The organism is Mesorhizobium sp. RCAM 05104 (assembly GCF_059683645.1).
This window is the reverse complement of the sequence record NZ_CM185033.1, coordinates 4,748,915-4,774,213: the sequence shown is the minus strand read 5'-3', so window position 1 is coordinate 4,774,213 and position 25,299 is coordinate 4,748,915. Positions and strand designations below refer to the sequence as shown.

20 protein-coding genes are annotated in these 25,299 nt (G+C 64.0%); 8 read left to right on the top strand and 12 right to left on the bottom strand.

Annotation, left to right across the window (positions count from 1 at the left end):
- Window positions 1–89: 89 nt before the first annotated feature.
- On the top strand, window positions 90–1,883 hold the full coding sequence (gene ybaL, locus AC56QP_RS23390) for a YbaL family putative K(+) efflux transporter (RefSeq protein ID WP_489863293.1): 1,794 nt from the start codon (window positions 90–92) through the stop codon (window positions 1,881–1,883).
- A gap of 39 nt (window positions 1,884–1,922) precedes the next feature.
- Here the strand turns inward: ybaL and AC56QP_RS23385 are convergent, their stop codons facing one another.
- Entirely contained in the window at window positions 1,923–2,732 is an 810-nt protein-coding gene (locus AC56QP_RS23385; RefSeq protein ID WP_489863294.1) for an AraC family transcriptional regulator, read from the bottom strand.
- 91 nt (window positions 2,733–2,823) lie between these two features.
- On the opposite strand from AC56QP_RS23385, the gene AC56QP_RS23380 reads away from it, so the two are divergent.
- Complete coding sequence (locus tag AC56QP_RS23380) at window positions 2,824–3,744, top strand: zinc-binding dehydrogenase (RefSeq protein ID WP_489863295.1); 921 nt, start codon at window positions 2,824–2,826, stop codon at window positions 3,742–3,744.
- A gap of 90 nt (window positions 3,745–3,834) precedes the next feature.
- On the top strand, window positions 3,835–5,016 hold the full coding sequence (locus AC56QP_RS23375; RefSeq protein WP_497101015.1) for an MFS transporter: 1,182 nt from the start codon (window positions 3,835–3,837) through the stop codon (window positions 5,014–5,016).
- A 3-nt stretch (window positions 5,017–5,019) separates the two neighbouring features.
- Here the strand turns inward: AC56QP_RS23375 and AC56QP_RS23370 are convergent, their stop codons facing one another.
- The 10 genes from AC56QP_RS23370 to AC56QP_RS23325 all read right to left on the bottom strand — a co-directional run bounded on the left by AC56QP_RS23370 (window position 5,020) and on the right by AC56QP_RS23325 (window position 14,808).
- Window positions 5,020–5,772, bottom strand: a complete 753-nt coding sequence (locus AC56QP_RS23370; protein ID WP_091583310.1) for an SDR family NAD(P)-dependent oxidoreductase — start codon at window positions 5,770–5,772, stop codon at window positions 5,020–5,022.
- Window positions 5,773–5,829: 57 nt separating this feature from the next.
- Window positions 5,830–8,097: a transglycosylase domain-containing protein gene (locus tag AC56QP_RS23365; RefSeq protein ID WP_489863298.1), complete on the bottom strand. Its 2,268-nt coding sequence runs from the start codon at window positions 8,095–8,097 to the stop codon at window positions 5,830–5,832.
- Between the two features lie 372 nt (window positions 8,098–8,469).
- The gene (locus AC56QP_RS23360; RefSeq protein ID WP_489863299.1) at window positions 8,470–8,853 is read right to left on the bottom strand and encodes a hypothetical protein; all 384 of its coding nucleotides are present in this window, start codon (window positions 8,851–8,853) and stop codon (window positions 8,470–8,472) included.
- A 217-nt stretch (window positions 8,854–9,070) separates the two neighbouring features.
- Window positions 9,071–11,032, bottom strand: a complete 1,962-nt coding sequence (locus AC56QP_RS23355; RefSeq protein ID WP_489863300.1) for an acyltransferase family protein — start codon at window positions 11,030–11,032, stop codon at window positions 9,071–9,073.
- A gap of 71 nt (window positions 11,033–11,103) precedes the next feature.
- Window positions 11,104–11,250, bottom strand: coding sequence for a hypothetical protein (locus AC56QP_RS23350; RefSeq protein WP_091583322.1), 147 nt, complete (start codon window positions 11,248–11,250; stop codon window positions 11,104–11,106).
- A gap of 25 nt (window positions 11,251–11,275) precedes the next feature.
- Complete coding sequence (locus tag AC56QP_RS23345) at window positions 11,276–11,530, bottom strand: GlsB/YeaQ/YmgE family stress response membrane protein (protein ID WP_091583325.1); 255 nt, start codon at window positions 11,528–11,530, stop codon at window positions 11,276–11,278.
- A gap of 110 nt (window positions 11,531–11,640) precedes the next feature.
- Window positions 11,641–11,844 (bottom strand): hypothetical protein, encoded by a 204-nt coding sequence (locus tag AC56QP_RS23340; RefSeq protein WP_489863301.1) that lies wholly within the window; start codon window positions 11,842–11,844, stop codon window positions 11,641–11,643.
- An 84-nt stretch (window positions 11,845–11,928) separates the two neighbouring features.
- The gene (locus AC56QP_RS23335; protein ID WP_489863302.1) at window positions 11,929–12,549 is read right to left on the bottom strand and encodes a ribonuclease D; all 621 of its coding nucleotides are present in this window, start codon (window positions 12,547–12,549) and stop codon (window positions 11,929–11,931) included.
- Between the two features lie 79 nt (window positions 12,550–12,628).
- On the bottom strand, window positions 12,629–14,014 hold the full coding sequence (locus AC56QP_RS23330; protein WP_489863303.1) for a M20/M25/M40 family metallo-hydrolase: 1,386 nt from the start codon (window positions 14,012–14,014) through the stop codon (window positions 12,629–12,631).
- A 329-nt stretch (window positions 14,015–14,343) separates the two neighbouring features.
- The gene (locus AC56QP_RS23325; RefSeq protein ID WP_489863304.1) at window positions 14,344–14,808 is read right to left on the bottom strand and encodes a DUF2231 domain-containing protein; all 465 of its coding nucleotides are present in this window, start codon (window positions 14,806–14,808) and stop codon (window positions 14,344–14,346) included.
- Window positions 14,809–14,989: 181 nt separating this feature from the next.
- Here AC56QP_RS23325 and polA point away from each other — a divergent pair, with 181 nt between their 5' ends.
- Window positions 14,990–17,953 (top strand): DNA polymerase I, encoded by a 2,964-nt coding sequence (gene polA, locus AC56QP_RS23320; RefSeq protein ID WP_489863305.1) that lies wholly within the window; start codon window positions 14,990–14,992, stop codon window positions 17,951–17,953.
- A 171-nt stretch (window positions 17,954–18,124) separates the two neighbouring features.
- Here polA and AC56QP_RS23315 read toward each other — a convergent pair whose 3' ends face one another.
- Window positions 18,125–18,529, bottom strand: a complete 405-nt coding sequence (locus AC56QP_RS23315) for a transcriptional repressor (RefSeq protein WP_489863306.1) — start codon at window positions 18,527–18,529, stop codon at window positions 18,125–18,127.
- A 242-nt stretch (window positions 18,530–18,771) separates the two neighbouring features.
- Between AC56QP_RS23315 and AC56QP_RS23310 the strand changes: the two genes are divergently transcribed.
- The 4 genes from AC56QP_RS23310 (at window position 18,772) to AC56QP_RS23295 (ending at window position 25,198) form a co-directional block, all read left to right on the top strand.
- On the top strand, window positions 18,772–20,976 hold the full coding sequence (locus AC56QP_RS23310) for a caspase family protein (protein ID WP_489863307.1): 2,205 nt from the start codon (window positions 18,772–18,774) through the stop codon (window positions 20,974–20,976).
- A gap of 162 nt (window positions 20,977–21,138) precedes the next feature.
- Window positions 21,139–21,462, top strand: a complete 324-nt coding sequence (locus AC56QP_RS23305; RefSeq protein WP_489863308.1) for a hypothetical protein — start codon at window positions 21,139–21,141, stop codon at window positions 21,460–21,462.
- Window positions 21,459–22,163: a DUF4760 domain-containing protein gene (locus AC56QP_RS23300; RefSeq protein WP_489863309.1), complete on the top strand. Its 705-nt coding sequence runs from the start codon at window positions 21,459–21,461 to the stop codon at window positions 22,161–22,163. The genes AC56QP_RS23305 and AC56QP_RS23300 overlap by 4 nt, the downstream gene beginning before the upstream one ends.
- A 2-nt stretch (window positions 22,164–22,165) precedes the next feature.
- Window positions 22,166–25,198, top strand: coding sequence for a caspase family protein (locus AC56QP_RS23295; protein ID WP_489863310.1), 3,033 nt, complete (start codon window positions 22,166–22,168; stop codon window positions 25,196–25,198).
- Window positions 25,199–25,299: the final 101 nt, after the last annotated feature.

The following is a 25,299-nucleotide window of genomic DNA, read 5'->3' as shown; positions in this document are numbered from 1 at the left end:
CCGTCATCCCATCCACCATATTGCAAACAGGCGGCGGCTTTGGGCGGCGCACATCCGACATCTCAGATTTGAAAGGCGCTCCATAGACAATGCCGCATGACACGCCCCTTATCGCCACCATCGTTGCCGGTCTGGGGCTGGCTTTCGTCTTCGGCGCTCTCGCCAACCGCTTCCGCATTCCACCCCTGGTCGGCTATCTCGTAGCCGGCGTGCTGGTCGGACCGAACACGCCGGGCTTCGTCGCCGATGCCGGGCTTGCCAACGAGCTGGCCGAAATCGGCGTCATCCTCCTGATGTTCGGCGTCGGCCTGCATTTCTCGCTGAAGGATCTGCTGTCGGTGCGCGCCATCGCCGTGCCCGGCGCCATCGTCCAGATCGGCTTTGCCACCGCGCTTGGCGCCGGGCTTGCCTGGATGCTCGGCTGGTCGATGGGAGCCGGACTGGTCTTTGGTCTGGCACTCTCGGTCGCCTCGACCGTGGTGCTGCTGCGCGCCTTGCAGGAGCGCCGCCTGATCGAGACGGGGCGCGGCCGCATCGCCGTCGGCTGGCTGATCGTCGAGGATCTGGCCATGGTGCTGGCGCTAGTGCTTTTGCCGGCACTTGCCGGCGTGCTCGGCGGCCAGGAACAGACTGACGCCCACGTGAGCGGCTTGCTGTCGCTGCCGGCAAGCTACGGCATCTGGGGCGTTGTCGGCATCACGCTGGCCAAGGTCGCCGCCTTCGTCGTCGTCATGCTTGTCGTCGGCCGCAGGGTCATTCCCTGGATCCTGCATTATGTCGCCCATACCGGCTCGCGCGAATTGTTCCGGCTGGCCGTGCTGGCCATCGCGCTCGGCGTCGCCTTCGGAGCCGCAAAACTGTTCGGGGTCTCGCTGGCGCTCGGTGCCTTCTTCGCCGGCATGATCATGAGCGAGTCCGAGCTCAGCCATCGCGCGGCGGAAGAATCGCTGCCGCTGCGCGATGCCTTCTCGGTGCTTTTCTTCGTCTCGGTCGGCATGCTGTTCGATCCGTTCAGCCTGATCAGCAATGGCTGGCCGATCCTGGCGACGCTCGCCATCATCGTCATCGGCAAGTCGCTGGCGGCGTTCGTTATCGTCATTGCCTTCGGCTATCCGCTGGCCACCGCGCTGATGATTTCGGCGAGCCTTGCCCAGATCGGCGAATTCTCTTTCATCCTGGCCGAACTCGGCGTCGGGCTGAAGCTTCTGCCCGAACAGGGCCGCGACCTCATCCTGGCCGGCGCCATCCTGTCGATCGTCCTCAACCCGCTGATGTTCCTGGCCATCGACTGGATGAAGCCGTGGCTTGAAGCCCGCGCCGCCAGGACGGCGCCGGTCGAGGCAAAGCCGGTCGGTCCAGCGACGGAGCCGGGCCAAGTGGCCTCGGTCGTGGCAACAGCCAACGGGGAGGATGGGCCGCCGCCGAGGACAAGCCTCACCAACCACGCCATCCTGATCGGCTATGGTCGTGTCGGCAGCCTCGTCGGCGCGGCGCTGAAACAGGCCACCCTGCCCTTCCTCGTCATCGAGGACGCCGACAAGACACTGGCCAGGCTGAAGGCCGACGGCATCGAGACCGTCTCCGGCAACGCGGCCAACGCCGAAGTGTTCGCCGCCGCCAATCCGGAAGGCGCCAAGCGCCTGATCCTTGCCATTCCCAATGCCTTCGAGGCCGGACAGATTGTGATGCGCGCACGTGCCGCCAATCCCGGCATCAACGTCATCGCCCGCGCCCATTCCGACGCCGAGGTCGAGCATCTCAAGGGCCTCGGCGCCGACACTGTCATCATGGGCGAGCGCGAGATCGCGCGGGGCATTGTTGAAGAAGTGCTCGGGCAAAAGCCGGTGCTGCGATCCGAGACCGCTGCGCCGTCCGTGGCCTAAGCCAAGCCCTGTTTGCAACGTGATCGCAGGCGCGGCCAATCACGCGACGAATGCAGAGCCGCCATTTTGCGCGACACTGCTGAGATATTTTGCAGGGGGCTTCCCAAGCGCCTTCTTGAACATGGTGATGAAGGCCGTGACGGACTCATAGCCGAGATCGCCCGAAACTTGCTGCACGCTCGCGCCGGAGGCCAGCTCCCGTATTGCGACGATCAAGTGCAATTGCTGGCGCCAGCGGCCGAAGCTTAAGCCAGTCTCCTTCACGACGAGACGGGCGAGACTGCTCTCGCTGAGCGCAACGCGACTGGCCCATTCCGCCAGCGTGCTGCGGTCGGCAGGATCTTGCGCCAACGCTTCGGCGATCCGCTTCAGGCGCGGCTCGGACGATATCGGCAGATGAAGCCGCTGGACGGGCATGCGCGGCAGTTCGGTGAGCAGGATCCTGGTCAAGAGTTCGCCCCTCGCCTCATCATCCTCCACGCGATCGGCGAGCTCGATGATCAGTTCGCGCAGCAGCGGCGAGATCGAAAGCGTGCAGCACCGGTCCGGCAGATCGGCGGCTCCCGGCTCAATGTAGACGAAGAAAATCCGGGCATTGGCGGTCGCGATGTTGCTGTGCTCCATGCCGCCGGGAATCCACACTCCGCAATGCGGCGGCACCATCCACAAGCCACTGGGAACGCGACAGGTGACCCCGCCGCCCAGCGCGAAGACGAGTTGCCCCTTGCGATGCCAATGGTCGGGCACCTCGGCCCTGGTTTCGGGGACATCAACGCGCACGGCAATCGCCAGCGCGAAAAGCTCATCCACATCGAAATTGAGCCAGGGATAGCGGAGAGGCTGTCTCATGATAGACGGTTTTTAGCGACCATATGCCATAATAGCTAAATTAACCGACCGGGAAAGTCGATAGGCTTGGCTTCCAATCAGAGGCCAAACCATGCTCGCCTTAGTCATCTCTCCTGAAAGCGCTGCCGGGTTGAGGCTCGTGGAGTTCGCCGAGCCTCAGCCCGCCTCTAACGAAGCACTGATCTCGGTCCTCGCGACCTCGTTGAACCGCGGCGAACTGCGCCTGCTCGCCATACGCCCGAAAGGCTGGATACCAGGCCAGGATATCGTTGGGGTTGTCGAACGCGCAGCAACCGATGGCTCCGGGCCAGCCACGGGCGCCCGGGTTGCGGCTCTGGTCGACCAGGCCGGCTGGGCCGAACGTGTCGCCGTTCCAACCGATCGCCTAGCCGTCCTGCCGGGCGACGTCAGTTTCGCCTCCGCCGCCACGCTTCCGGTCGCGGGCACGACGGCGCTGCGGACCCTGCGCCTCGGCGGCGACCTCGCCGGCCAGCGGGTCCTGATCACCGGTGCAAGCGGCGCGGTCGGTCGTTTCCAGGTCCAGATCGCCCGCGAGCAGGGCGCCTCGGCGACCGCGATCGCCGCCGCCCGGCATGCCGAGGATCTCCGCGGCCTTGGCGCCGAGCAGGTTGTCGAATCGATCGAGCTGGCCGAGGGGCCGTTTTCGCTGATCACCGAGTCGGTCGGTGGCCAGAGCCTCGCCCACGCCATCGAACGCGTCGCCCCTGGCGGCACCATCGTCATGTTCGGCTCGAGCAGCGGCGAACTCACGCCCATCGGGTTCCGCCAGTTCGTTCCGGGTCACGAAGGCGCGAGGCTTCAGACTTTCGCCTACTACACGTCCGGCTCGGGCATAGGCGCGGACATCGCCTCGCTGCTCGCTCTGGTCGCCGCTGGCCGGCTGGAAACCCGCGTGGCCTTGAACCTGCCGTGGACAGACATCGCCCAGGCCCTGGACGCACTGCGAGAGCGCAGCTTCAGCGGCAAGGCCGTTCTCACCATAACCGAATGAGCTGACCCTTTTCGGTCAATGACGCCGCGTTCCAGCCGGAGCTGGAAACGGCTGACGATATTCAGCGATCATTTTCAGGAGAGCCCTCCCATGACGGCAAGAGAAATTGTCAGGACAACCGGAGGCCAGGGACTTCTCCTGGTCGGCATCATGCTGATCGCTTCGACGCTTCGCGCGCCCATCACCGGGGTGGCGCCGTTGCTCGGCATGATCCGCGAAACCACCGGCATCAGCGCCGCCGAAGCAGGGGGGCTCACAACCCTCCCCTTGCTGGCGTTCGCGGTGATCTCACCCTTCGCGGCCGGATTGGCGCGCCGATACGGCATCGAAAGGTCCTTGTTCGGCGCGCTGCTTGTTGTTGCGACCGGTATTGCCTTGCGCTCGACCGGCCCTCTCTGGGCGCTGTTCGTCGGCACCGGCACGCTTGGGGCCGGGATCGCTGTTGCCAACGTCCTGCTACCGGGCCTGCTGAAACGCGATTTTCCCAACCGGATCGCCGGCCTGACCGGCGGCTATGCCGTGTCCGGGCTTTCGCAAGCATTGGCATCGACAGCGGCGATCCCGCTTGCTCAACTGCCGGGATCGAGTTGGCACCTGTCGCTTGCCTGCACACTGATCTTTCCATTCGCGGCCCTGATTGCCTGGGCTCCTCAGCTTCGGATGCCGGCCGCCCCGGAGCGGGAAGCATCGTCCATGCATGACCGGGGGCACATCTGGCGCTCGGCTCTTGCGTGGCAGGTGACGGGCTTTCTTGGCCTCACCTCGCTGGTCTTCTACGTGATCGTCGGATGGTTGCCCTCGATCCTGGCGGAGGCAGGTTATCCGGCGGCGACCGCGGGTTCGCTGCATGGGCTGTGTCAACTGGCAATCGCGATCCCCGGTCTGCTGCTCGGCACCGCCGTCAAGCGTATGAAGGACCAGCGAGCCATGGCCATCGGCGTGGCGCTGATCACCTGCCTTTCACTGCTGGGCCTTTGGCAAATTCCGGCCCTTGCGGCACTGTGGGTCGCGCTGTTTGGTTTCGGCGCGGGTGCCGCCTTCGTGCTTGGCCTCTCGTTCGTCAGCCTGAGGGTCTCGCACAGCCAGGAGGCAGCCGCGCTGTCGGGAATGGCGCAATGCCTTGGCTATTCGCTGGCGGCCGCGGGCCCGCCGCTAGCCGGTCTTGCCCATGACGCGACCGGGAATTGGAGCCTGGCTCTGGGCGCCTGCGCCATCGCCACCTTGCTGATGGCGGTCCTGGGAAGCCTTGCGGGACGCGCCAAGACGATCTGACGTCTAAACGTGCTGGCCGCCATTGATGTGGATTTCCGAGCCCGTCACGTAGGACGCCTGCTGTGAGCACAGGAAGAAGATGATGTCGGCGACCTCGGCCGTGGTGCCAAGGCGCCTGAGCGGAATCGTCTCGACGATCTTGTCCGTGCCCGGCGACAGGATCGCGGTGTCGATCTCGCCCGGCGCGATGGCGTTGACCCGAATGCCATGCGGGCCAAAGTCGTGCGCCATTTCGCGTGTCAGCGAGCCAAGTGCGGCCTTCGATGTGGCGTAGGCGGTGCCGGCGAAGGGATGCACGCGGGTGCCCGCGATCGAGGTGACATTGACGATCGAACCCTTGGCCGCCGCCAGTTCCTTGAACAGCCCACGCGCCAGCATGATCGGCGCGAAGAAATTGACCTGGAAGACATCGCGCCAGACATGCATCGGCGTGTTGATCGAGTCCATGCGGCTGTTGCCGTCCTTGAGCTTCGGCGAGATGCCGGCATTGTTGACCAGCGCGTGCAGCTGGCCGCCATGCGCCTCGAGCCGATGGCGGATTTCCGAGACGGCGATGCCGACGTCTTCCTGGTCGGCGAGATCGACCTTGATGTGGTCCTCGGGGCCGGCCGGCCACGGGCAGTCCTCGGCAAAGGCCTGCCGCGAACAGGTGATGACGCGCCAGCCCTCACGCGAAAAGCGCTTGACGGTGGCGTGGCCGATACCCCGGCTGGCGCCGGTCAGCACGATGGTCTTTCTGGTGTCGAGTTCAGCCATGTCGCGGTCTCCGGGCCGGAGGTGTAGCCGAACCACGCCGCGCTGGCGAGAGGCGGATCAACCGCCGCCGAGGATATCCAGGATCGAGGTCTGCCGCTTCTTGAGCGGACCACCGACATTGCCCGGAGGCACCGGGTGCTTGATCGACGCGGTGGCGCCGCCGTCCTCCGGCATGCCGAGGCCCTCGGCATCGACGGTCTGGGCCGGGCGCGCCACGCGAACCGGCGCGGGTGGCGGTGCCGCGGAAACCGCGGGCGCCTGCTGGCCGACGGACGCGGACGGCACCGGTGCCGGCTGCGAGTTGTCTGCCGACGGTATCTCGTCTGGCACGATGGTGTCGGCCGGTGTCGATTTCCAGGTGCCGGGCAGCGGCCGAACCGGCACGCCCTCATGCGCGGCAACCATGAACTCGTGCCAGGCCTGCGCCGGCAGCGCGCCGCCGGTGACCTTCTTCATCGGCGTGCCGTCGTCGTTGCCGAACCAGACGCCGGTGGTGAGATTTGCGGTATAGCCGACAAACCAGGCGTCGCGCGAATTCTGGCTGGTGCCGGTCTTGCCGGCCGACGGCCAGGCGAAAGCCGCCTTCTTCGCCGTACCGGTCTCGACCGTGCCCGTCATCATCGAGTTCATCATGCCGACGATCTCGGGTTTGACGACACGCGGCGCGCTGCCGCCACCGCTGTCGTAGAGCACCTTGCCGCCGGTGGTGGTCACGCGGCGGATGAAATGGATGTCCGGCTTGTAGCCGCCATTGGCGAACGGCACATAGGCCGAGGTCAATTCCAGCGGCGTCACTTCCGAGGTGCCAAGTGCGATCGAGGTGTTGGCCAGCAGGTCGGACTGGATGCCCATGCGGTGCGCCGCCTCGACCACGGCGTTCGGCCCGACCTCCATGGTCAATTGGGCAGCGACCGAGTTCAGCGATTTGGCCAATGCGGTGGCCAGTGTCACCTTGCCGAAATACTTGCCGCCGTAATTATCGGGCGTCCAGTTGCCGATCTTGATCGGCGCGTCGTTGCGCACACTGTCCGGCGTGCGGCCGGCCTCGAGGGCAGCCATATAGACGAACGGCTTGAACGCCGAACCCGGCTGGCGTCGCGCTTCCGAGGCACGGTCGAACTGGCTGGTCGAATAGTCGTAGCCGCCGACCATGGCGCGCACCGCGCCGGAATCGTCGATCGACACCAGGGCGCCTTGGGTGACGTTGAGCTTCTTGCCGCTTTCGTCGATGAGCCTGCGGATCGACTGTTCGGCCAGCTTCTGCAGCGTCAGGTCGACGGTGCTGTCGACGACGATGTCGCCGCGCACGTCACCGATCAGATCGGGCAGTTCTTCCATGATGGTGTCGGCGACGTAATTCTCCGAGCCGGTCCAGTAAGACGGCGAGCGCGTCGCCGGCGCGCTCAGCGCCATCTTCAGTTCTTTGTCGCTGATCTTGCCCTCGTCGCGCATGGCGGCGAGCACCAGCTGCGAGCGCTCCTCTGCAGCCTTCGGATCGCGCGCCGGCGACAGCCGCGACGGCGCCTTGAGCAGGCCGGCAAGCAATGCGGCTTCCGACAGGGTGACGTCGCGCGCGCTCTTGCCGAAATAGCGCCGCGAAGCCGCTTCCACGCCATAGGCGCCGGAACCGAAATAGACCCGGTTGAGATACATTTCGAGGATCTGGTCCTTGGTGTGCTTGTGCTCCAGCCACAGCGCCAAAAGCACCTCCTGCACCTTGCGCTCCAGCGTGCGGTCGGGCGTGAGGAACAGGTTCTTGGCCAATTGCTGCGTCAGCGTCGAACCGCCTTGCGAGAAATGCCCGCCAACCAGGTTGGTTACCATCGCACGCGACAGGCCGATCGGGTCGATGCCGAAATGCGAGTAGAAGCGGCGGTCCTCGATGGCGATGACGGCCTCGGGGATATAGGGCGACATTTCGTGCAGGCCGACGGCCTCGCCGCCGCTCATGCCGCGATTGGCCAGCAACTGGCCATCGACCGAGACGATCTTGATGTTGGGCGCGCGGTCGGGGATCGACCAGGTCGTCGCCGCCGGCATCTTGGCGCCGTAATAGACGACGATGCCGGCCACCGCGATGCCGCCCCAGATGGCTAGCACGAAGCACCAGTAGAACAGCCGGCCGAGCACGCCGAACAGGCCGCGCCGGCTCCTGCCGCGCCCGCCGCGCGATGATTTCCCCTTGGCTGGCTTGCGTTTTGCGGGGGCTTTGCGGTTGCTTGGCACGACGCGATCCTCCTCGCTCACCGAAAGACCTGTCGAGGATCCCGCTCGCGGCGGTCCCTCGAAACTGGGTTCTATGCGGCTGTCCCTGCGGTTCGCCATGCGCTGTGCTGTCTGTCCCGGTGACTATGGCGTCGGGTTGAAGAGTAGATGCGGCGATTTAAGGGCGGGTTAAGTCGGAAAAATTCAAAGCGATTGATAATCAAATGCTTGGTAGGCTGCCCGTTACCGGTCTGTTCGTGACCCCGATTTTGACGCTGCCAGGCAGTCACACCTCGAGAACAGAGCAATCAGAAACCGTAACATTTTGTCCGGGCGCCAAGCCCGGCCAAAGCCAGCCGTTGCGCGGATAAACCTTTGGCAGGCAGTCGCAAACTTGTTCCTCGTTAGGGCGCGATCGCACACGGTTGCAGCTTCGCGTTCGACCGCGCCCTAAATCATCCCGGTACCAGGTGATCACCTGGTGGACATGCGTCAGCCAATCGCCGCACGAACGGAAAGCGCTGCCCTGGACGATTGCATCACCTCGCCGACATGGCAGTAGCAGACGATCTCGTGCAGTTGGTGGTCAGTCAGTTCGAAGAAGCGCTTGGCTTCGCCATAGCTGTCGTCTTTCAGACCCTCGTCATGCAAAATGGGGTCCGTGAAGGCAACCGCTATCGGCGAGCCATCGCCTCGCATGAGATCGCGCTCCGGCGGTGCACGGTATTCGGTCCCGGCAAGCGCGGTCAGGAGCCGGCTGGGCTCACGTTCAAGGAGTTCGGCCCAACGTACGAGACGCTGGGTTCGGCTCATTACCGGCTGTGTCGTGTTGATCTCGGCCACTGCATGCAGTTGGTCCAGTGTTTGGTGCTTCATGGCAACCTCCTAATGGTCAGGTTGGTTGGCCCCAAACGCCCTATGTCAGCATCATAGCGCCGAAGCGTCGATCCGTCATTCTAATTCCATGCCGGGTTGGCCTCTCTTGCGTCGCTGCGCCGATGCAATGGCCTCGCCTTGCCGGCAATTTTCAACGCCACCGAGCACCGACGCTTCGCTGGCCCTGACGTCGATCGAGGGTATCTTCGTGCGCACGCTAGAGACCCGCTGCCCTTGCCAGATACGGCGCCAGCGCCAGCGCGTAGGTCGCCGTCATGTGGTGGTAGTCGCGCCAGACGATGATGTTGCCGACGACGGCCGAGCAGTTGTCCCTGGTGCAGAGGGCATCGTTCATGTCGATGACACGGACCCCCGGCAGCGTCTCGGCGGCGAGGGCAAAGATGTTTCTAGCCTCCACTTCCTGTCGCGCGGTGACGCATTTGTCGGGATTGGCGGCCAGACAGTCGCCGGGGTCGAACTTGACGAACGGCGTGTTCCTGATGGCGATGATGTGCACGCCCGCCGCATTCAACTCGCTCCAGATGCCGCGCAGACCTTCAACCATCGCCGGCTCCGGGGTGCTGGTATAATTGGACTGGCTGGTAAACATCAGATTCGGCCGCAGCTTCCCGATCTCGGCCAGCACATTGTCGCGCCACTTCGCGCAGGCTTCATACGGCTTGCCGTTGTCCGTCACCATCACACGGGTGAAAGGGCAAGCCGCCTTGGTGAAGGTGACCAGTCTCCATTTGTGGTCCCTGGCAATCTTGTCGATGGCCGGGATCCATTGCGCGGCGTGCGAATCGCCAACGACGACCACGGTCCTGGCACCATTCGGGTCGCCGAGCTGGCAGCCGACGGCCTGCGTGCTATCCTGCTGCTGATGACATTTCGAGCGGTAGACGATCGGCACGTCATTCTTGAATTTGCCCAGCGGTGGAATCAGGTCCACGCCGGGCGGAACGACGGCGTTGGCAAGCAGCGCGGCCGGCCCCGGGTAGTTGGGGGTTCCGATCAGGCTGATATCGAGGTCTTGACGGTCGGGCGCGTAGCCGAGGCCGCCGGCCGCCATCACGCAGACGGCAATGGCGGCCGAACCGTAGATCAGGGGGCGCCATTCAACGTCTGACCGCGGCCGGCGGTACCGCTGTTCGACGTATCGGTAGGACAGGTGCGAGATCGCAAGCGTCACCACGACCAGCCCGAGGCCCGCAAGGAGCCCGATCGTAGGGCGGTGTGCCGAATAGAAAACGATCAACGGCCAGTGCCACAGATAGATCGAATAGGAGCGGTCGCCGATATAGCGAAGCACGGCGACGTCGAGTCCGCGAAACCGGCCAACCCGGATATCGCCGGCCGCAATGATCAGCACCGTCCCGAGCGTCGGCAGCAACGCGTATGCGCCCGGAAATGGCGTCGAAGCGGAAAAGAAAATCGCTGCAACCACGATGGCGCCAATGCCAATCATCATCATCGCCGCACGCAATGGCAACGCTGCCGTGAAACGGTCGATCGTCAGCGCCAAGAGCCCGCCGAGCGCCAGTTCCCAGAGGCGGGTGTGGGTAACGAAATAGGCTTCGGCCGGATCGGTCCGGGTGATCAGCACCGAGGCAAGCAGTGATCCAATGAAAACGAGGAGGAGCGCCGCGCGCAAAGCGCCTTTCGTGGACTGTCCTAGGCGTCGAGCCAGCCAGATGGTTGCCGCCATCAGCAACGGCCAGACGATGTAGAACTGCTCCTCGATCGAGAGCGACCAGTAGTGCTGTACCGGGCTCGCCGCTTCCTCCGCTCCGAGATAGTCGACCGCCTGCCACGCAAGTCGCCAGTTCTGCACATAGAGCGCGCTGGCGGCGACCTGGATTGCCGTTTCTTCCCATCGCGCCCTGGACAGGAAGACCAGCGTTCCCGCCAGCGTCGCGAGAAGGGCCAGCAGCGCCGCCGGCAGCAGTCGCCGCACCCGCCGTGAATAGAATGCGATCAGCCACACGTGGCCACCGGCGATCGCCATGCGGGCAAGCAAGCCGGTGATGAGGAAGCCCGAGATGACGAAGAAAACGTCGACCCCTACATAGCCACCGGGAAGAGCCGCCGGCCAGAGGTGGAAAATCACCACGAAAGCCACGGCAACGCCGCGCAGCCCCTGAATCTCTGGCCGGACTCCGTGTTTTTCAACAGGCACGGTGACGTCTGGAGTGATCAGGTGAGACCCCTGTCGAGACCCTCGGCGCCATAGCGGCCCCGGCCATGCCGTCAGTTTTGCTGGATGGAAATGCCCTTGTCGTCGATCTTGAGCTCAACCCCCTTGGGTTTGCTTTCCTCACGATAGACATAGATGCCAAGCGCGATGACCGCGACAATGAGCGCGCCAATGACGAGATAGAGTGTGTTCTGCTTCACGGCGCGCTCTTTTCTTTGTCGAGCCTCACGCTCGTTTCAGGACCTTGACCAGCACCAGCAGGATGATGGCGCCGATCGTTGCGTGAATGATGGAGGCGAGAATGCCGCCGCCGATGGAGAAGCCGATCCGCGGAAAAAGCCAGCCGGCGATGAAGGCGCCGACAATGCCGACGATGATGTTACCGATCAGGCCGAAGCCGAAACCCGAGACGATGAGACCGGCGAGCCAGCCGGCGATGGCACCGATGATGATGAACACGAGAAGGCTTTCGACAGCCATAACGATTTCCTCCGAGCTAGAGGGCGACGGCAGAGCCGAAAGCTCCGAATCGGCCTCGATATCAACGGTCTCAGGCTATTCGAAAGCAGTCCGCCTCGCCAGCGGTGCGCTCATTGATCATCATCGTCGCTTGCGGCAGGGCGCCAACTGGTCGGCTCGACCTTCTTCTGCGTGTGGCTGTCGGTGTAGACCCACCAGCCGCCGTCGCGGTATTGCGCGATGGATTCGTTGATGACGCCGTCGCCGTCCTTCCAGGTCACGGTGACCTTGGAGCCGTCGGTCGGCGCGGTCGCTATCGGTTTTCTGTCCGCCATGTCATCCCCTTTTGAGCCGACAGAACGCGGCGGCTCGCATCTGGTTCCAAACCGGCCGTCGGCCGCGGAAGGTCGCCAGGGCCGTCAGCTGTGGGCGAAGATATCCTCTTCGTCCCAGCCCATCAGATCGAGTTTGGCACGCGTCGGCAGGAAGCGGAAGCAGGCATCGGCCTCCTTTGTCCGCCCCTCTCGCGCCAGCCGTCCGGCCAGCACATCGCGCAGCCGGTGCAGATAGAGCACATCGGACGCCGCGTATTCGAGCTGTTCGGGCGACAGTGTTTCGGCCGCCCAGTCCGACGATTGCTGCGCCTTGGACAGGCCGACGCCGAGAAGTTCGAAGCAGATGTCCTTCAGCCCGTGGCGGTCGGTGTAGGTGCGGGTCAGCCGTGAGGCGATCTTGGTGCAGAACACCGGTTCGGGCATCACCCCGAACGCGTTGTAGAGCACCGCGAGGTCGAAACGGCCGAAATGGAAAAGCTTGGTTATGCCGCGGTTTCTCAGCAGGCTGACCAGGTTCGGCGCCTTCTTCTGGCCGGGCGCGATCTGGATGACGTCGGCTGTGCCGTCGCCCGGCGAAATCTGCACCACGCACAGCCGGTCGCGGTGCGGGTTCAGCCCGAGCGTCTCGGTGTCGATGGCCACCGCCCCGACATCGTAGTGCGAAAGGTCGGGCAGGTCATTCTTGTGGAAACGGATGTCGGCCATTGTCTTCTCCGGTCGCGGCGCGCTCCGTCCTCGCCGCGATCCGCAGAAAAATCAACATAAAGTTGATTCTCACGCTCCTTTAGCGCGTCAACGCATCCAGAATACGCGCCCAGGAGCGCTGGCCCTTGTGGAAGGAGTTGAGCTCGTATTTCTCGTTGGGCGAATGGATGCGGTCGTCGTCGAGGCCGAAACCGACCAGCAGCGATTCCATCCCGAGATAGGTCTGGAAGTCGCCCACCACCGGGATCGAGCCGCCGCTGCCCGTCGTCACCGCCGGCTTCGGCCATTCGTCGGACAGCGCGTTCTTGGCCTTGGCCAGGAACGGCGAGTCGTAGGAAAGCTGGATCGCCGGCGAACCGCCATGCGGGTGGAATTCGACCGAACAGTCGGCCGGAATGCGCTCCTTGACGAATTTCTGGAAGGCGGCGCGGATTTTCTTTGGATCCTGCTTGTGGACGAGGCGGAAGGACACCTTCGCCGAGGCTTCCGCCGCGATCACCGTCTTGAAACCCTTGCCGGTGTAGCCGCCGATGATGCCGTTGAACTCGGCCGTCGGCCGCGCCCAGGTCAGTTCCAGCACCGAACGGCCCTTTTCACCGGATGGGATGGACAGACCGACAGGCCCGAGGAAGGTCTCGGCCGTCTCGCCCAGCGTCTCCCAGGATTTCAGGATCTGCGACGGCGTTTCCTCGACACCGTCGTAGAAGCCGGGGATGGTGATATGGCCATCCTTGTCATGGATGTCGGCCAGCACCCTGGTCAGGATACGGATCGGGTTGGCTGCCGCCCCGCCGTAGAGGCCGGAATGCAGATCGCGGTCGGCGGCTTTCACGGTGATCTCCTCACCGACCAGCCCGCGCAGGCCGACGCAGATCGACGGCGTGTCGCGGTCCCACATGCCGGTATCGCAGACCAGCGCGAAGTCGGCCTTGAGCTCGTCGGCATTGGCCTCGAGGAACGGCTTGAGCGACGGTGAGCCGGACTCCTCCTCGCCCTCGAACAGGATGGTGACGCGGCACGGCAAATTGCCATGCACCTGCTTCCAGGCTCGGCAAGCCTCGACGAAGGTCATCAACTGGCCCTTGTCATCGGCCGAGCCGCGGCCCGTGATCACCTTGTGGCCGGGCTCGACCTCCTTGATCGCCGGCGCGAACGGATCGCTTTCCCACAATTCGATCGGATCCACCGGCTGCACGTCGTAATGGCCGTAGAACAGCACATGCGGCGAACCGGCTGGTCCGTCATGATGCGCAACGACCATCGGATGGCCTGGCGTGTCGCGCACGCTGGCGTCAAAGCCGATCAGCTTGAGGTCGGCCACCAGCCATTCGGCGGCCTTGCGGCAGTCGGCGGCATAGGCCGGGTCGGTGGAGATCGACTTGATCCTGAGCAGGCCGAACAGCCGTTCGAGGCTCTGGTCGAGGTTCTTGTCGAGACGGTCGAGGACGGGGGAAACTGCGGACATTTGCGAAGCCTTTCGATTCAGTGCCGGAACCGTAAAGGCAGACCGGGAAAACGAAAAGCCCGAGACCGTTGGACCACGGCCCGCAACGCCTGGCGAACGACAAAAAAAGACCGCCGTGGTGGAGGGGGAACCACGGCGGTCTCTACTCGAAACGATGCGGCAGCCCGGAGAGGGGGGATAGGCTGCCGCAATTGCCCGGGATAGGCGGGGGACGGGCCTTACTCCGGACTTCGGCGAAAACTGCCGATGACGTCTATTTGTGTCTTGGAACGTGGCGATTCAAGGGCGCGAAAATTACACTTTTGTAACATGGCCGTGAACGCTGCTGGTCAGCCAGCGGCGTGGGCGACATTGACCCCCAGTTCATAAACCAGCTGGCCGCCATAGTAGGCGGTGGTCATGACGAGGGCCGCGCCCAGAAATTCCAAGGCGGGCACCGCCGCGGCAAGCCGGCCGCTCAAGCGAATGTCGCGCCACCACAGAAAGGCACGCACGGCGGCCCAGATGACAAAGGCGGTCGCGGTGGCCATGCCGAGACTTTCATGAATCTCGGCGATCTCGCTCGAGAATCCCCCATTTTCGGCAATTGTGAGTGCCAGATCGCCGAAGAAGTACGTGACGATAGCGGAAAGCCCGGCCAGAAGGGCCAGCCCGGTCGAGGCATTTGCCGCGGATGAACGCCCGGTCACCGCTTTGCCGCGAAATGCGGCGACCATGTCGAACGCAGCGAGCGTGAGGAAGAAGACGATGGGAAAATGGACGAGAACAGGATGAACATGCTGCAGTGAAATCATATCGTAACCTCGGGTTCCGGTTGTCTACCGGTTCCGTCCGCAGGACCGGCTACCGGCCCCACTAGCAACGCGGACCTGTCAACTCGCTGTCAGTCGCGACTGCCATGCGCGAAGCTGGATGGCAGCAAAAAACCAGCCTTGTCAGTGGACGCGATGCCGGCCCCGCGCTATCCCTGCCGACATGAAAAAAGGCGATCATCTCTTCCTTGTCGACGGCTCCGGCTACATCTTCCGCGCCTACCACGCGCTGCCACCGCTGACCCGCAAATCCGATGGTCTGCCCGTCGGTGCCGTTTCCGGCTTCTGCAACATGTTGTGGAAGCTGATGCTGGATGCCCGCAACACCGATGTCGGTATCGTGCCGACGCATTTCGCGGTGATTTTCGACTATTCGTCAAAAACCTTCCGCAACGATCTCTACCCCGAATACAAGGCCAACCGTACGGCGCCGCCGGAAGACCTGATCCCGCAATTCGGCCTGATCCGCCAGGCGACCAGGGCGTTCAACCTGCCTTGCGTCGAGATCGAGGGCTACGAGGCGGACGATCTCATCGCCACCTATGCCAGGCTTGCATGTGAAGCGGGCGGCGACACCACCATCATCTCCTCCGACAAGGATTTGATGCAGCTGGTCGGCGACACGGTCGGTATGTACGACCCGATGAAGGACCGCCAGATCGGCATTCCCGAAGTCATCGAGAAATGGGGCGTGCCGCCGGAAAAGATGGTCGACCTGCAGGCGCTGACCGGCGACTCGGTCGACAACGTGCCCGGCGTGCCCGGCATCGGGCCGAAGACGGCGGCGCAACTGCTCGAACAGTTCGGCGACCTCGACACGCTGCTGGCCCGCGCCGGCGAGATCAAGCAGGACAAGCGACGCGAATCGATCATCGCCAATACCGACAAGGCGCGCATTTCGCGCCAGTTGGTGACGCTGAAGAACGACGTGCCGGTGGCCGAGGGGCTGGACGACTTCGTCCTGCACGCGCCTGACGGGCCGAAGCTGATCGGCTTCCTCAAGACCATGGAGTTCACCTCGCTGACCCGCCGCGTGGCGGAAGCGACCGGAACCGAGGCTGGCGATGTCCAGGCTGTCGCCGTGACCGTCGAACGCGCGGACTCGGCGCATGGGCCGGATGTCGGCGCGGGGACGCCCGGTGCCGCGCAGACGCGACCTGACCGGGCCGGTGAAGACGGCATGGCGGACCAGGTGCCGACGGCTGAAAAACCCAAGGTCGGCGATACCCCTTCCCTGCTCGCCGCGCTCCGGCTCGAGGCCGCGGCCGCCCGCAAGATCGACACCGGCGCCTACATCGCCATCCGCGACGCGGCAACGCTGAAGGTGTGGATCGACGAAGCAAGGGAAGCCGGCATCGTCGCCTTCAACGCCGAAACCACGTCTTCCGATCCGATGCAGGCCGACCTCATCGGCTTCGCGCTGGCCACCGCACCCGGCCGCGCCGCCTATGTGCCGCTGACCCACAAGAGCGGAAACGGCGACCTGCTCGGCGGCGGCGCGCTTGAGAACCAGATCCCGGTCCGCGAGGCTCTCGCACTGCTGAAGCCGCTGCTGGAGGACAAATCGGTTCTCAAGATCGCGCAAGAGCTGAAATCGAGCCTCGTCGTCATGAGCCGCCACGGCATCGACGTCGCACCTTTCGACGACACCATGCTGATCTCCTACGTGCTCGACGCCGGCACGTCAGGCGGCCACAGCCTGGCGGCGCTGTCGGAAAAATGGCTTGGCCACGCGACGACGCCGCTCAAGGAACTGGCGGGATCCGGGAAAAACTTTGTCGGCTTCGAACAGGTCGGTATCGACAAGGCAACCGCCTACGCCGCTGGCCATGCCGATGTGGCGCTGCGGCTCTGGCTGGTGCTGAAGCCTAGGCTTGCCGCAAAGGGGCTGGTGTCGGTCTATGAGCGGCTGGAGCGGCCGCTGGTACCGGTGCTGGCACGCATGGAACAGCGCGGCATCTCGGTCGACCGGCAGATCCTGTCGCGGCTCTCCGGCGAACTGGCGCAAGGTGCTGCCCGCCTCGAAGAGGAAATCTACCAGCTCGTCGGCGAGCGCATCAACATCGGCTCGCCCAAGCAACTCGGCGACATCCTGTTCGGCCGCATGGGCCTGCCCGGCGGCTCGAAAACCAAGACCGGGCAGTGGTCGACCTCGGCGCAGTTGCTGGAAGACCTCGCCGCCGAAGGCCACGAACTGCCGCGCAAGATCGTCGACTGGCGCCAGCTCACCAAGCTGAAATCGACCTATACCGATGCGCTGCCCGGCTTCATCCATCCCGACACCAGGCGGGTCCACACCTCCTACGCGCTGGCCGCGACGACGACGGGCCGGCTGTCATCCTCCGACCCGAACCTGCAGAACATTCCGGTGCGCACGGCCGAGGGCCGCAAGATCAGGACGGCTTTCATCGCCGACAAGGGCAACCGGCTGGTCTCGGCCGACTACAGCCAGATCGAGTTGCGGGTGCTCGCCCATGTCGCCGAAATCCCGCAACTGCGGCAGGCCTTCGCCGATGGTGCCGACATCCACGCCATCACCGCGTCGGAAATGTTCAACGTGCCTGTAGAGGGCATGCCTTCGGAGATACGCCGGCGCGCCAAGGCCATCAATTTCGGCATCATCTACGGCATTTCCGCCTTTGGCCTCGCCAACCAGCTGTCGATCCCGCGCGAGGAGGCCGGCAATTACATCAAGAAATATTTCGAGCGTTTCCCCGGCATCCGTGACTACATCGAGGAGACCAAGACCTATGCCCGCGAGCACGGCTTCGTCGAGACGATCTTCGGTCGCCGCATCCACTATCCAGAGATAAGATCGTCAAACCCGTCGGTCCGCGCATTCAACGAGCGCGCCTCCATCAACGCCCGGCTGCAAGGCACGGCGGCCGACATCATCCGCCGCGCCATGGTGCGCATGGACGAGGCGCTGGAAAAAGCAAAGCTCTCCGCCCGCATGCTGCTGCAGGTGCACGACGAGCTGATCTTCGAGACGATCGAGGCCGAAGTCGAGGCGACAATCCCCGTCGTGCGCCATGTCATGGAGAACGCGGCGATGCCGGCTGTATCGATGTCGGTGCCGCTGCATGTCGATGCCCGCGCCGCCAACAACTGGGACGAGGCGCATTAGCCTTGGTTCGGCGGTGCAGAATAAAAGCCGTTCTGCGGTGATTCATCCATACGCGGTGCCAAGACCTATAGGTCCGCACCGCAGCGGCGCTCTCATGTCACGGCATGGATTCCAGGGTCTCCGCGACGTCGCTTCGCTCCTGCCTCGCCCAGGGATGACGAAGGGCAGGCCTTAGGCCGCTTCCGCCAAACACTTCGCACACGTCCCGCGAAATTCGATCACCGCCTTCTTGGCGGCGAAGCCGGTGGAGCGCACCCACTCATTGAGCCGATGGTCGACATCGTGGTCGGACATTTCGGTCACTTGCCCGCACGTATCGCAGATGGCGAAGGCGGTCATCGAATGGCTGTGGTCATGCGGCTCGGCGCAGGCGACGAAGGAATTGATGCTTTCCAGCCGGTGCACGAAGCCGGACTTCACCAGCGTGTCGAGCGCCCGATAGACTTGCAATGGCGCCCGAAAACCCCGCTCACGAAGCTGGTCGAGCAATGTGTAGGCGCTGAGCGGCCCGCTGGCCGTCTCGAGCTTCTCGAGCACGCACAGCTGGTTCTTCGTCAGCACATCCCTTGCCGCCATGATCCTGTTCCAACCTGCCTTGCGCCATCCGCAGGCCATTTGCGCATACAAACGACCTGAGCCTATTCAGATAGCGACGAACCGGCGCCTTTGCTACTCTTCTGTTGCTGTCCCGACCATTCGATGGCGCGACGGCACAATGGTGATGGTAGGTTGATGGCGAGGCGACATTCAAAATACTGACAAAATCCTCGACGAGGGTGGCCTCGCTTGGGAAATTCGATCGGGCTTGGGGAAGCAATATGATCAAATTGACACGCCGGACGCTGCTTGTCGGCACGTCGGCGCTGATGGCGGCCGGCACGGTTTCGTTTCGGGCGCTGGCCGCATCGCGCACCTACCATGCGCTGCTGGTTGCCTGCACGGAATATCCGAACCTGCCGCAGAGGAACTGGCTGATCGGGCCGAAGAACGATGCCGGCCTCGTCCACGAATATCTTTTGAAGAATGTGCCCGATCCGGTGCGCTTCGCACCTGACAATGTCACACTGCTCGCCAAGGATGTGCCCGGCGCCAATGGCTTGCCGACCCATGCGGCGATCAAGGCGGCACTCGCCGACCTCGCCGCCAAGGTACAGCGCGACGATTTCGTTTATCTGCACCTGTCCGGCCACGGCGCCCAGCAGCCGGAGAGGGTCAAGGGCGACGAGACCGACGGGCTCGACGAGATTTTCCTGCCCGTCGACATCGACAAATGGATCAACCGCGATGCTGGCGTACCGAATGCGCTGGTCGACAACGAGATCGGCGCCGCGCTCGACGCCATCCGCGACAAGGGCGCCTTCGTCTGGGCTGTGTTCGACTGCTGCCATTCCGGCACCGCGACACGCGCCGTCGAGGTCGACGACGAGATGGAGCGCAAGGTCGAGTTCGCCGACTTGGTGGGCGGCAGCGAGGCCGAGCGGGCCGCTGCGATCAAGGCCTATGAGGAGATGACATCCGCCGCCGGGTCGCGCGGCGTCGACGAGAACGGCACGCGCAAGCCCGCCTTCAACCTGACCCCGACCGGCGGCGAGCCGATCAGCAAGGGCAAGCTGGTCGCCTTCTATGCCGCGCAGACGGTTGAGACGACACCGGAGATGCCGCTGCCCAAGGGCACGACGGACGCACCACGGTTCGGCCTGTTCACCTTCACCATCCTGTCGAAGCTGGCCGAGAACCCCAACGTCACCTATCGCCAGCTTGGCCAGGCCGTTCTGCAGCAATATTCGGCCGACAGCCGGACACGGCCGACCCCCTTGTTCGAGGGAGAGCTCGATGCGCGCGTGTTCGGCACGGACAAGACGGACGCCGTCATGCAGTGGCCTGTCGTCATCAAGGACGGCGAAGCGACGATCGGCGCCGGGTTGCTGCATCGCCTCACCCCAGGCAGCAAGCTCGCCATCCTGCCGTCGGCGCTGTCGTCGCTTTCCGACGCGGTCGGCTTTCTCGAGGTGCAATCGGCGAAGAACCTCGAGAGCCGTGTCACGCCGGTGGAATTCGACAACAAGCCGGCGCTGAAGGTGGCCGACATTCCCGCCAATGCCTATGCGCGGGTGGCCGAAATCGCCGTCGACTACAAGCTCACTGTCGCGCGGCCGGCGGCGACCAAGGGACTTGAGAAGGAAACCGCTCTCGTCAATTCGGTTCTCGACGAACTGGCCACAGCCAAGGAGACCGGCTTCAACATCGAGCTGGTCGACGCGGGCAAGAGCGCCGAGCTTCGCTTTGCCGTGATGCGCGAGAATGCCATCGCCGGTGCCGCCAAGGACGCGACCGACAAGCCGGCGCTGTGGTTTCTGCCGGCGTCGGGTGATGTGACCTTGAAGAACGGCAGCAGGCCGCCGCTGATCATCATCCACATGGATGACCGCCAGAAGCTGGTCGATGTCACGTCCAGGAACCTGCGCACCATCTTCCGCGCCACCGGTCTCTCGCGGCTGGCCGCGGCCTCCGACTACAAGCCCGAGGACGTCGACGTCCAGTTCCAGGTCAAGCGCCGCGACAAGGACGGTCTCGAACCCTTGCAGGCTTCGGTGGTGCCGCGCGTCTCGCCGGGCGACGAGGTGCATGTGCTGGCGAAAAACGGCTCGGACCAGTTGGTCGACATCAACGTGCTCTATGTCGGCAGCGACTATTCGATCACCCACATCGTTGCCGAGCGCCTCGCCCCGCAGGCCACGCTCGAGGAAGGGCTGCTGGCCTTCACCGACACCAGCTTCGGCATGGAAAGGATGATCGCGGTGCTGACCGAGGCGCCGCCCGAGAGCGAGAAGGAGGATCTGAGCTTCCTGGCGCAGGATGGCGTGGCGTCGAAGACGCGCGGGCTGGGACCCGCCAGTTTTTCCGACATGCTGACCGACATCGGCATGGCGCCGCCGACCCGCTCGGTGATGCGGCTTGCCGACAAGAGTGGTCCGAAGGGCGCGGTGATGATCTTCCCGATGGAAACCGTGCCGCGCGCCTGAGCGGATGCCGGAAAAAGGGCCGGCTCTTGCGCGATTGGCGCGATATGAGAACATTCCCGCCCGTCCATGGCGCACAGCGGCTAGATGAAGCAGATAGGATTGGTCTTGAAGAATACTGTTTTTTCCTGGCGCGGAACGGTTGCTGGACTTGCAGGCGGCCTGTTGCTGATCGCCAATGCCTCGGCGGAGGATGCTTGTGGCCTGTGCGCCAAGCAGATCGTCACCAATTCGGAACTGGCGAGCTGCTTTCTCGATCAGTACGACCAGATCGCCAAAAGCAGCAGCGACGCTGTCGTGGTCGACCTCAGCAGCTGCGCCTCGCGCGGCGTGGTCGAGGCGCTGCCGTCACCGAACAAGACGGTGCAGCAGCCGGACGTGCAGTTCATGATTTCGCGACCGCAGCTCGACTGCCTTAAAAAGCAACTGGAAGCGCCCGGCATCGTTCTCGATCCCTCCGCCACTATCAAACTGGACAGCTGCCAATGAAGAAGCCGGCGGGCACTACCAGGCAGGCAGCATCGGCCGCGACCGCAAAGGCGCCAGCGGCGAAGGCGGCGTTGCCCGAGACCACCGAGGGCTTTCCGTGGCCGAGCAGCCATGAGATCAAGAAGGAGAGCAACCCCTTCACCGACCGCGACTGGCGCATGCTGGTCTATGCCTGGTCGGGCATGGCAGTGCGGTTCGCCATCATCTTCACCCTGATGTTCTCGATCTACCAGTTCCTGGCCAACCAGGAGCAGAAGCGCGTCGAGCAGACCATGTCGCTGGTCGAGCTCTGGGAGACCAAGGACTACCAGCAGGCGCAGCGCGCCCTGAAGGATCGTCTTGCGGCGCTCAACGCCAAATACGACAATCTGCTCAGCGCCAACCCGTCGCCGACCGAGGAACAGGTTTTCCGGCAGCGCATCGGCATCGAGGCGATGACCGCTTCCGGTGGCGACATGCCGATCGCCGATTTCAGCGACAATTTCGACCGCATCGTCTATTTCCTCAACCGCCTGTCCTTCTGCGTCGACGGCAATCTGTGTTCGCGCAAAGTGAGCGATGCCTATTTCCGCGACTATGCCGTCTCGTTCTGGAGCTATTTCGCCGGCTATGTCGACAAGCAGCGCAAGGCGGGTTCCCCCACATTCGCGCTGCCGATCGAGACCTATGTACGCAGTGGCTCGCCCGCCGAAGCGAAATAGCGATGGGAAAAGCCGAGATCAGAGTCCGCCTTGTGCGCGCCTGCCGCTGGCTGGCCATGGCGGGGTCGCTTGTTGTCGCATCTGCTGTCCGCGCCGAAGAGGCGCCTGACTTCCATCTGGACCTCGACACCGGCGGCCACAGCGCTCAGGTCACCGATCTCGCCTTCACGCCCGATGGCGAGGACCTCGTCTCGGCATCCGATGACAAGACTATCCGCATCTGGGACTGGCGGAGCGGGGTGACGCTGCGCACCATCCGCGGCTATCTCGGCAATGGCAGCGACGGCAAGATCTTCGCGGTCGCGGTCTCGCCGGATGGCAAGACGATCGCCGCCGGCGGTTATTTCGGCGCCAGTCTCGGCGACAAACCGCCCTATGGCGACATCAGGCTGTTCGATTTCGCCACCGGCAAGATGAGGGCCGTGCTCAAGGCCGCCGACTACGCGACCTACGACCTTGCCTTCTCGCCCGATGGAAAGATCCTGGCCGCCGGTGGTGCCGACGGCTTCGTCTATCTCTGGCGGCTGGACGACAAATCAGCGACCGGCTGGACCCTGGACAAGAAACTCGACGCCGATTCCTGGCACATCGACAAGCTTGCCTTCGCCGCCGCGGGAACCCGGCTGGCGGCGACCACCACCGACAACGGCATCCGGCTCTGGGATGTCGTGAAGGGCGAGGAGATCGCGCTGCCGGCAGAGGCCGAGCCACTCAGGGATATCAGCGTCATGGCGCTCGCCGCTTCGCAGGACGGCAGCCTGTTTGCCACCGGCGGCCAGGACGGCCTGGTTCAGCTCTGGCACGCGGCGGACGGTTCGTTGGCGCGCGCCCTGCCGAAGCAGGATTTTCTGATCGGCTCGCTGACCTTCGCCAAGGGGTCGCGGCTGGTCGCCTCCTGCGGTTATCGCTGCGCCGACAAGCATCGCTCGACCGCCTGGAACACCGATACCGGAGAAAAGACACTCGACTACTCCGGCCATGACGGCACGGTCCATGCCAGCGCCGCCAACGCCGATGGCTCGCTGGTGGCGACGGCCGGCGGTACCCGCAACGCCATCCAGGTCTGGGACCCAGCGACCGGCGAGCGCAAGGCTCTGCTGCAGGGATTGGGCGAGCCGGTGACCGCGGTCGGCTTCGACGCGGCGAACGGCATCATCGCCTGGGGCAACGCCAACCCTTGTCCCGATCGCGTGGCCTGTCCTGAACAACAGGGCGCACTGGACAAAAAGCTCGAATTGCCGACCACCGAGCGTTTCTTCGATGATCCGCAACCGCTGGCCGAGCCGGGCCCGTTTGCCCGCGCCACGCTTGCCGACGGCCAGTGGTCGCTGCACGCCACGACGGGTGGCAAGGATGCCCTGGAGAACGCGGTGCTGGAGATCGCCAATGGCGGCAAGGTGGTGCACTCGATCGAGAACGATGCCACCAACGGCTTCGTCCATTCCGCCTATACGCTGATCGACAACGGCCTTGGCGTGATCACCGGCGGCAATGACGGCACGCTGCTCGAATACCGGACAGCGACCACGAAAGTGTCGGGTGAGTTCACCGGCCATACCGGCGAAATCAACGCCATGGTTGCCGCGGAGAAAGCCGGCCTGCTGGTCACCGGCAGCGCCGACCAGACGCTCAGGTTGTGGAACCTGAAGACACACGAGCTGATCGTGTCGATGTTCTTTGCCGGCTCGCAATGGATCGCCTGGATGCCGCAGGGCTATTACTATTCCTCGGATGAAGGCGACAAGTTGATCGGCTGGCAGGTCAACCAGGGCCGTGACCATGAAGGCCGCTTCATCCGCGCCGGCCAGCTGAAGAAATATCTCTGGAGCCCGGAAATGGTGCGCCGCGCAATCATCCTGCGCAGCGCCAGGCAGGCGGTCAAGGAGATGCGGCCAGGCGTCGACAACGAATTGCAGAAGCTGCTGCAGCGCAAGCCGCCGGAGTTCGGCGTTCGCCTTGCCGACGACCAGAGCAAGGTCCGCGATGGTTATGTCGCCGTCGAGATATCAGGTGCCAAGGAGGCCGGGACCGATGTCGCCGGCTTCTCGATCCTGTCGAACAGCCGCAATGTCGGCGACGTCACCGCCCGCTCGGTGGACGGCAACAGCACCATCGTCGAGGTACCGGTCGAGGATGGCCAGAACACCATCCGCATCACCGGCACCAACGAGTATGGCTATCTGACCGAACGCAGCGTGACGGCGCTGGCAAGGAAAACCGAGAAGGCCGAGGCCAGGGGCAAGCTCTATGTCGCGGTCATCGGTGTCGACAGATATCCGTTCCTGACCGACGCCTGTTCTGGCCACGCCTGCGACCTGCGTTACCCCGTCGACGATGCCACCGAGTTCCTCAAGGTGATTGCGCAGAAATCGGCGCCGTTGTTCTCCTCGATGGAATCGCTGGTGCTGGTCAACCGCGAGGCGCTCGACGAGGCCCCCGACAAGGCCAAACAGACCTACACCATCGCCAGTGCCGACGGCGTCATGGAGCCTGACTCGCACACGATCGACGATCAGCTCGCCGATTTCCTCGACAGACCGGGCGAGCACGACACCACCATCATCTTCGTCGCCGGCCACGGCATCAACATCGACGAGGACTACTATTTCATCCCTACCGATGGCCGCAAACAGGATGCCGAGCGCTGGAAGCGCTCCTCGCTTGTCGACTGGTCGGACATCCAGAAATCCGTCGAGCGGGCCAAGGGCATGCGCTTCATGCTGCTCGACACCTGCCATGCCGCCAACGCCTTCAATCCCCGCCTGGAAAAGGATGCGCAGGACGCGCGCATCGTCGTGTTTTCCGCCACCGCCGCCAACAACACCGCCGCCGAACTGCCGGAACTTGGCCACGGCGTCTTCACCTATTCGATCCTCGAAGGCTTGCGCGGAAAAGCCAGGACCTCCGATGGCGGCGTCACGCTGTTCGGGCTTGCCGATTTCATTTCGCGCGAGGTGGTGCGGCTGACGTCGTCGCGGCAAAAGCCGTTCTATTATGTCGGCGGCGTGGAGAACATCGTGCTCGCCGAGCCATAAGGAGGCCAGGCCTGCGCCAAGACACCCCCCTCTGTCCTGCCGGACATCTCCCCCGCAATGGGGGAGATCGGCTGTCATCGTCGCCTTCGCCAATCGTCGAC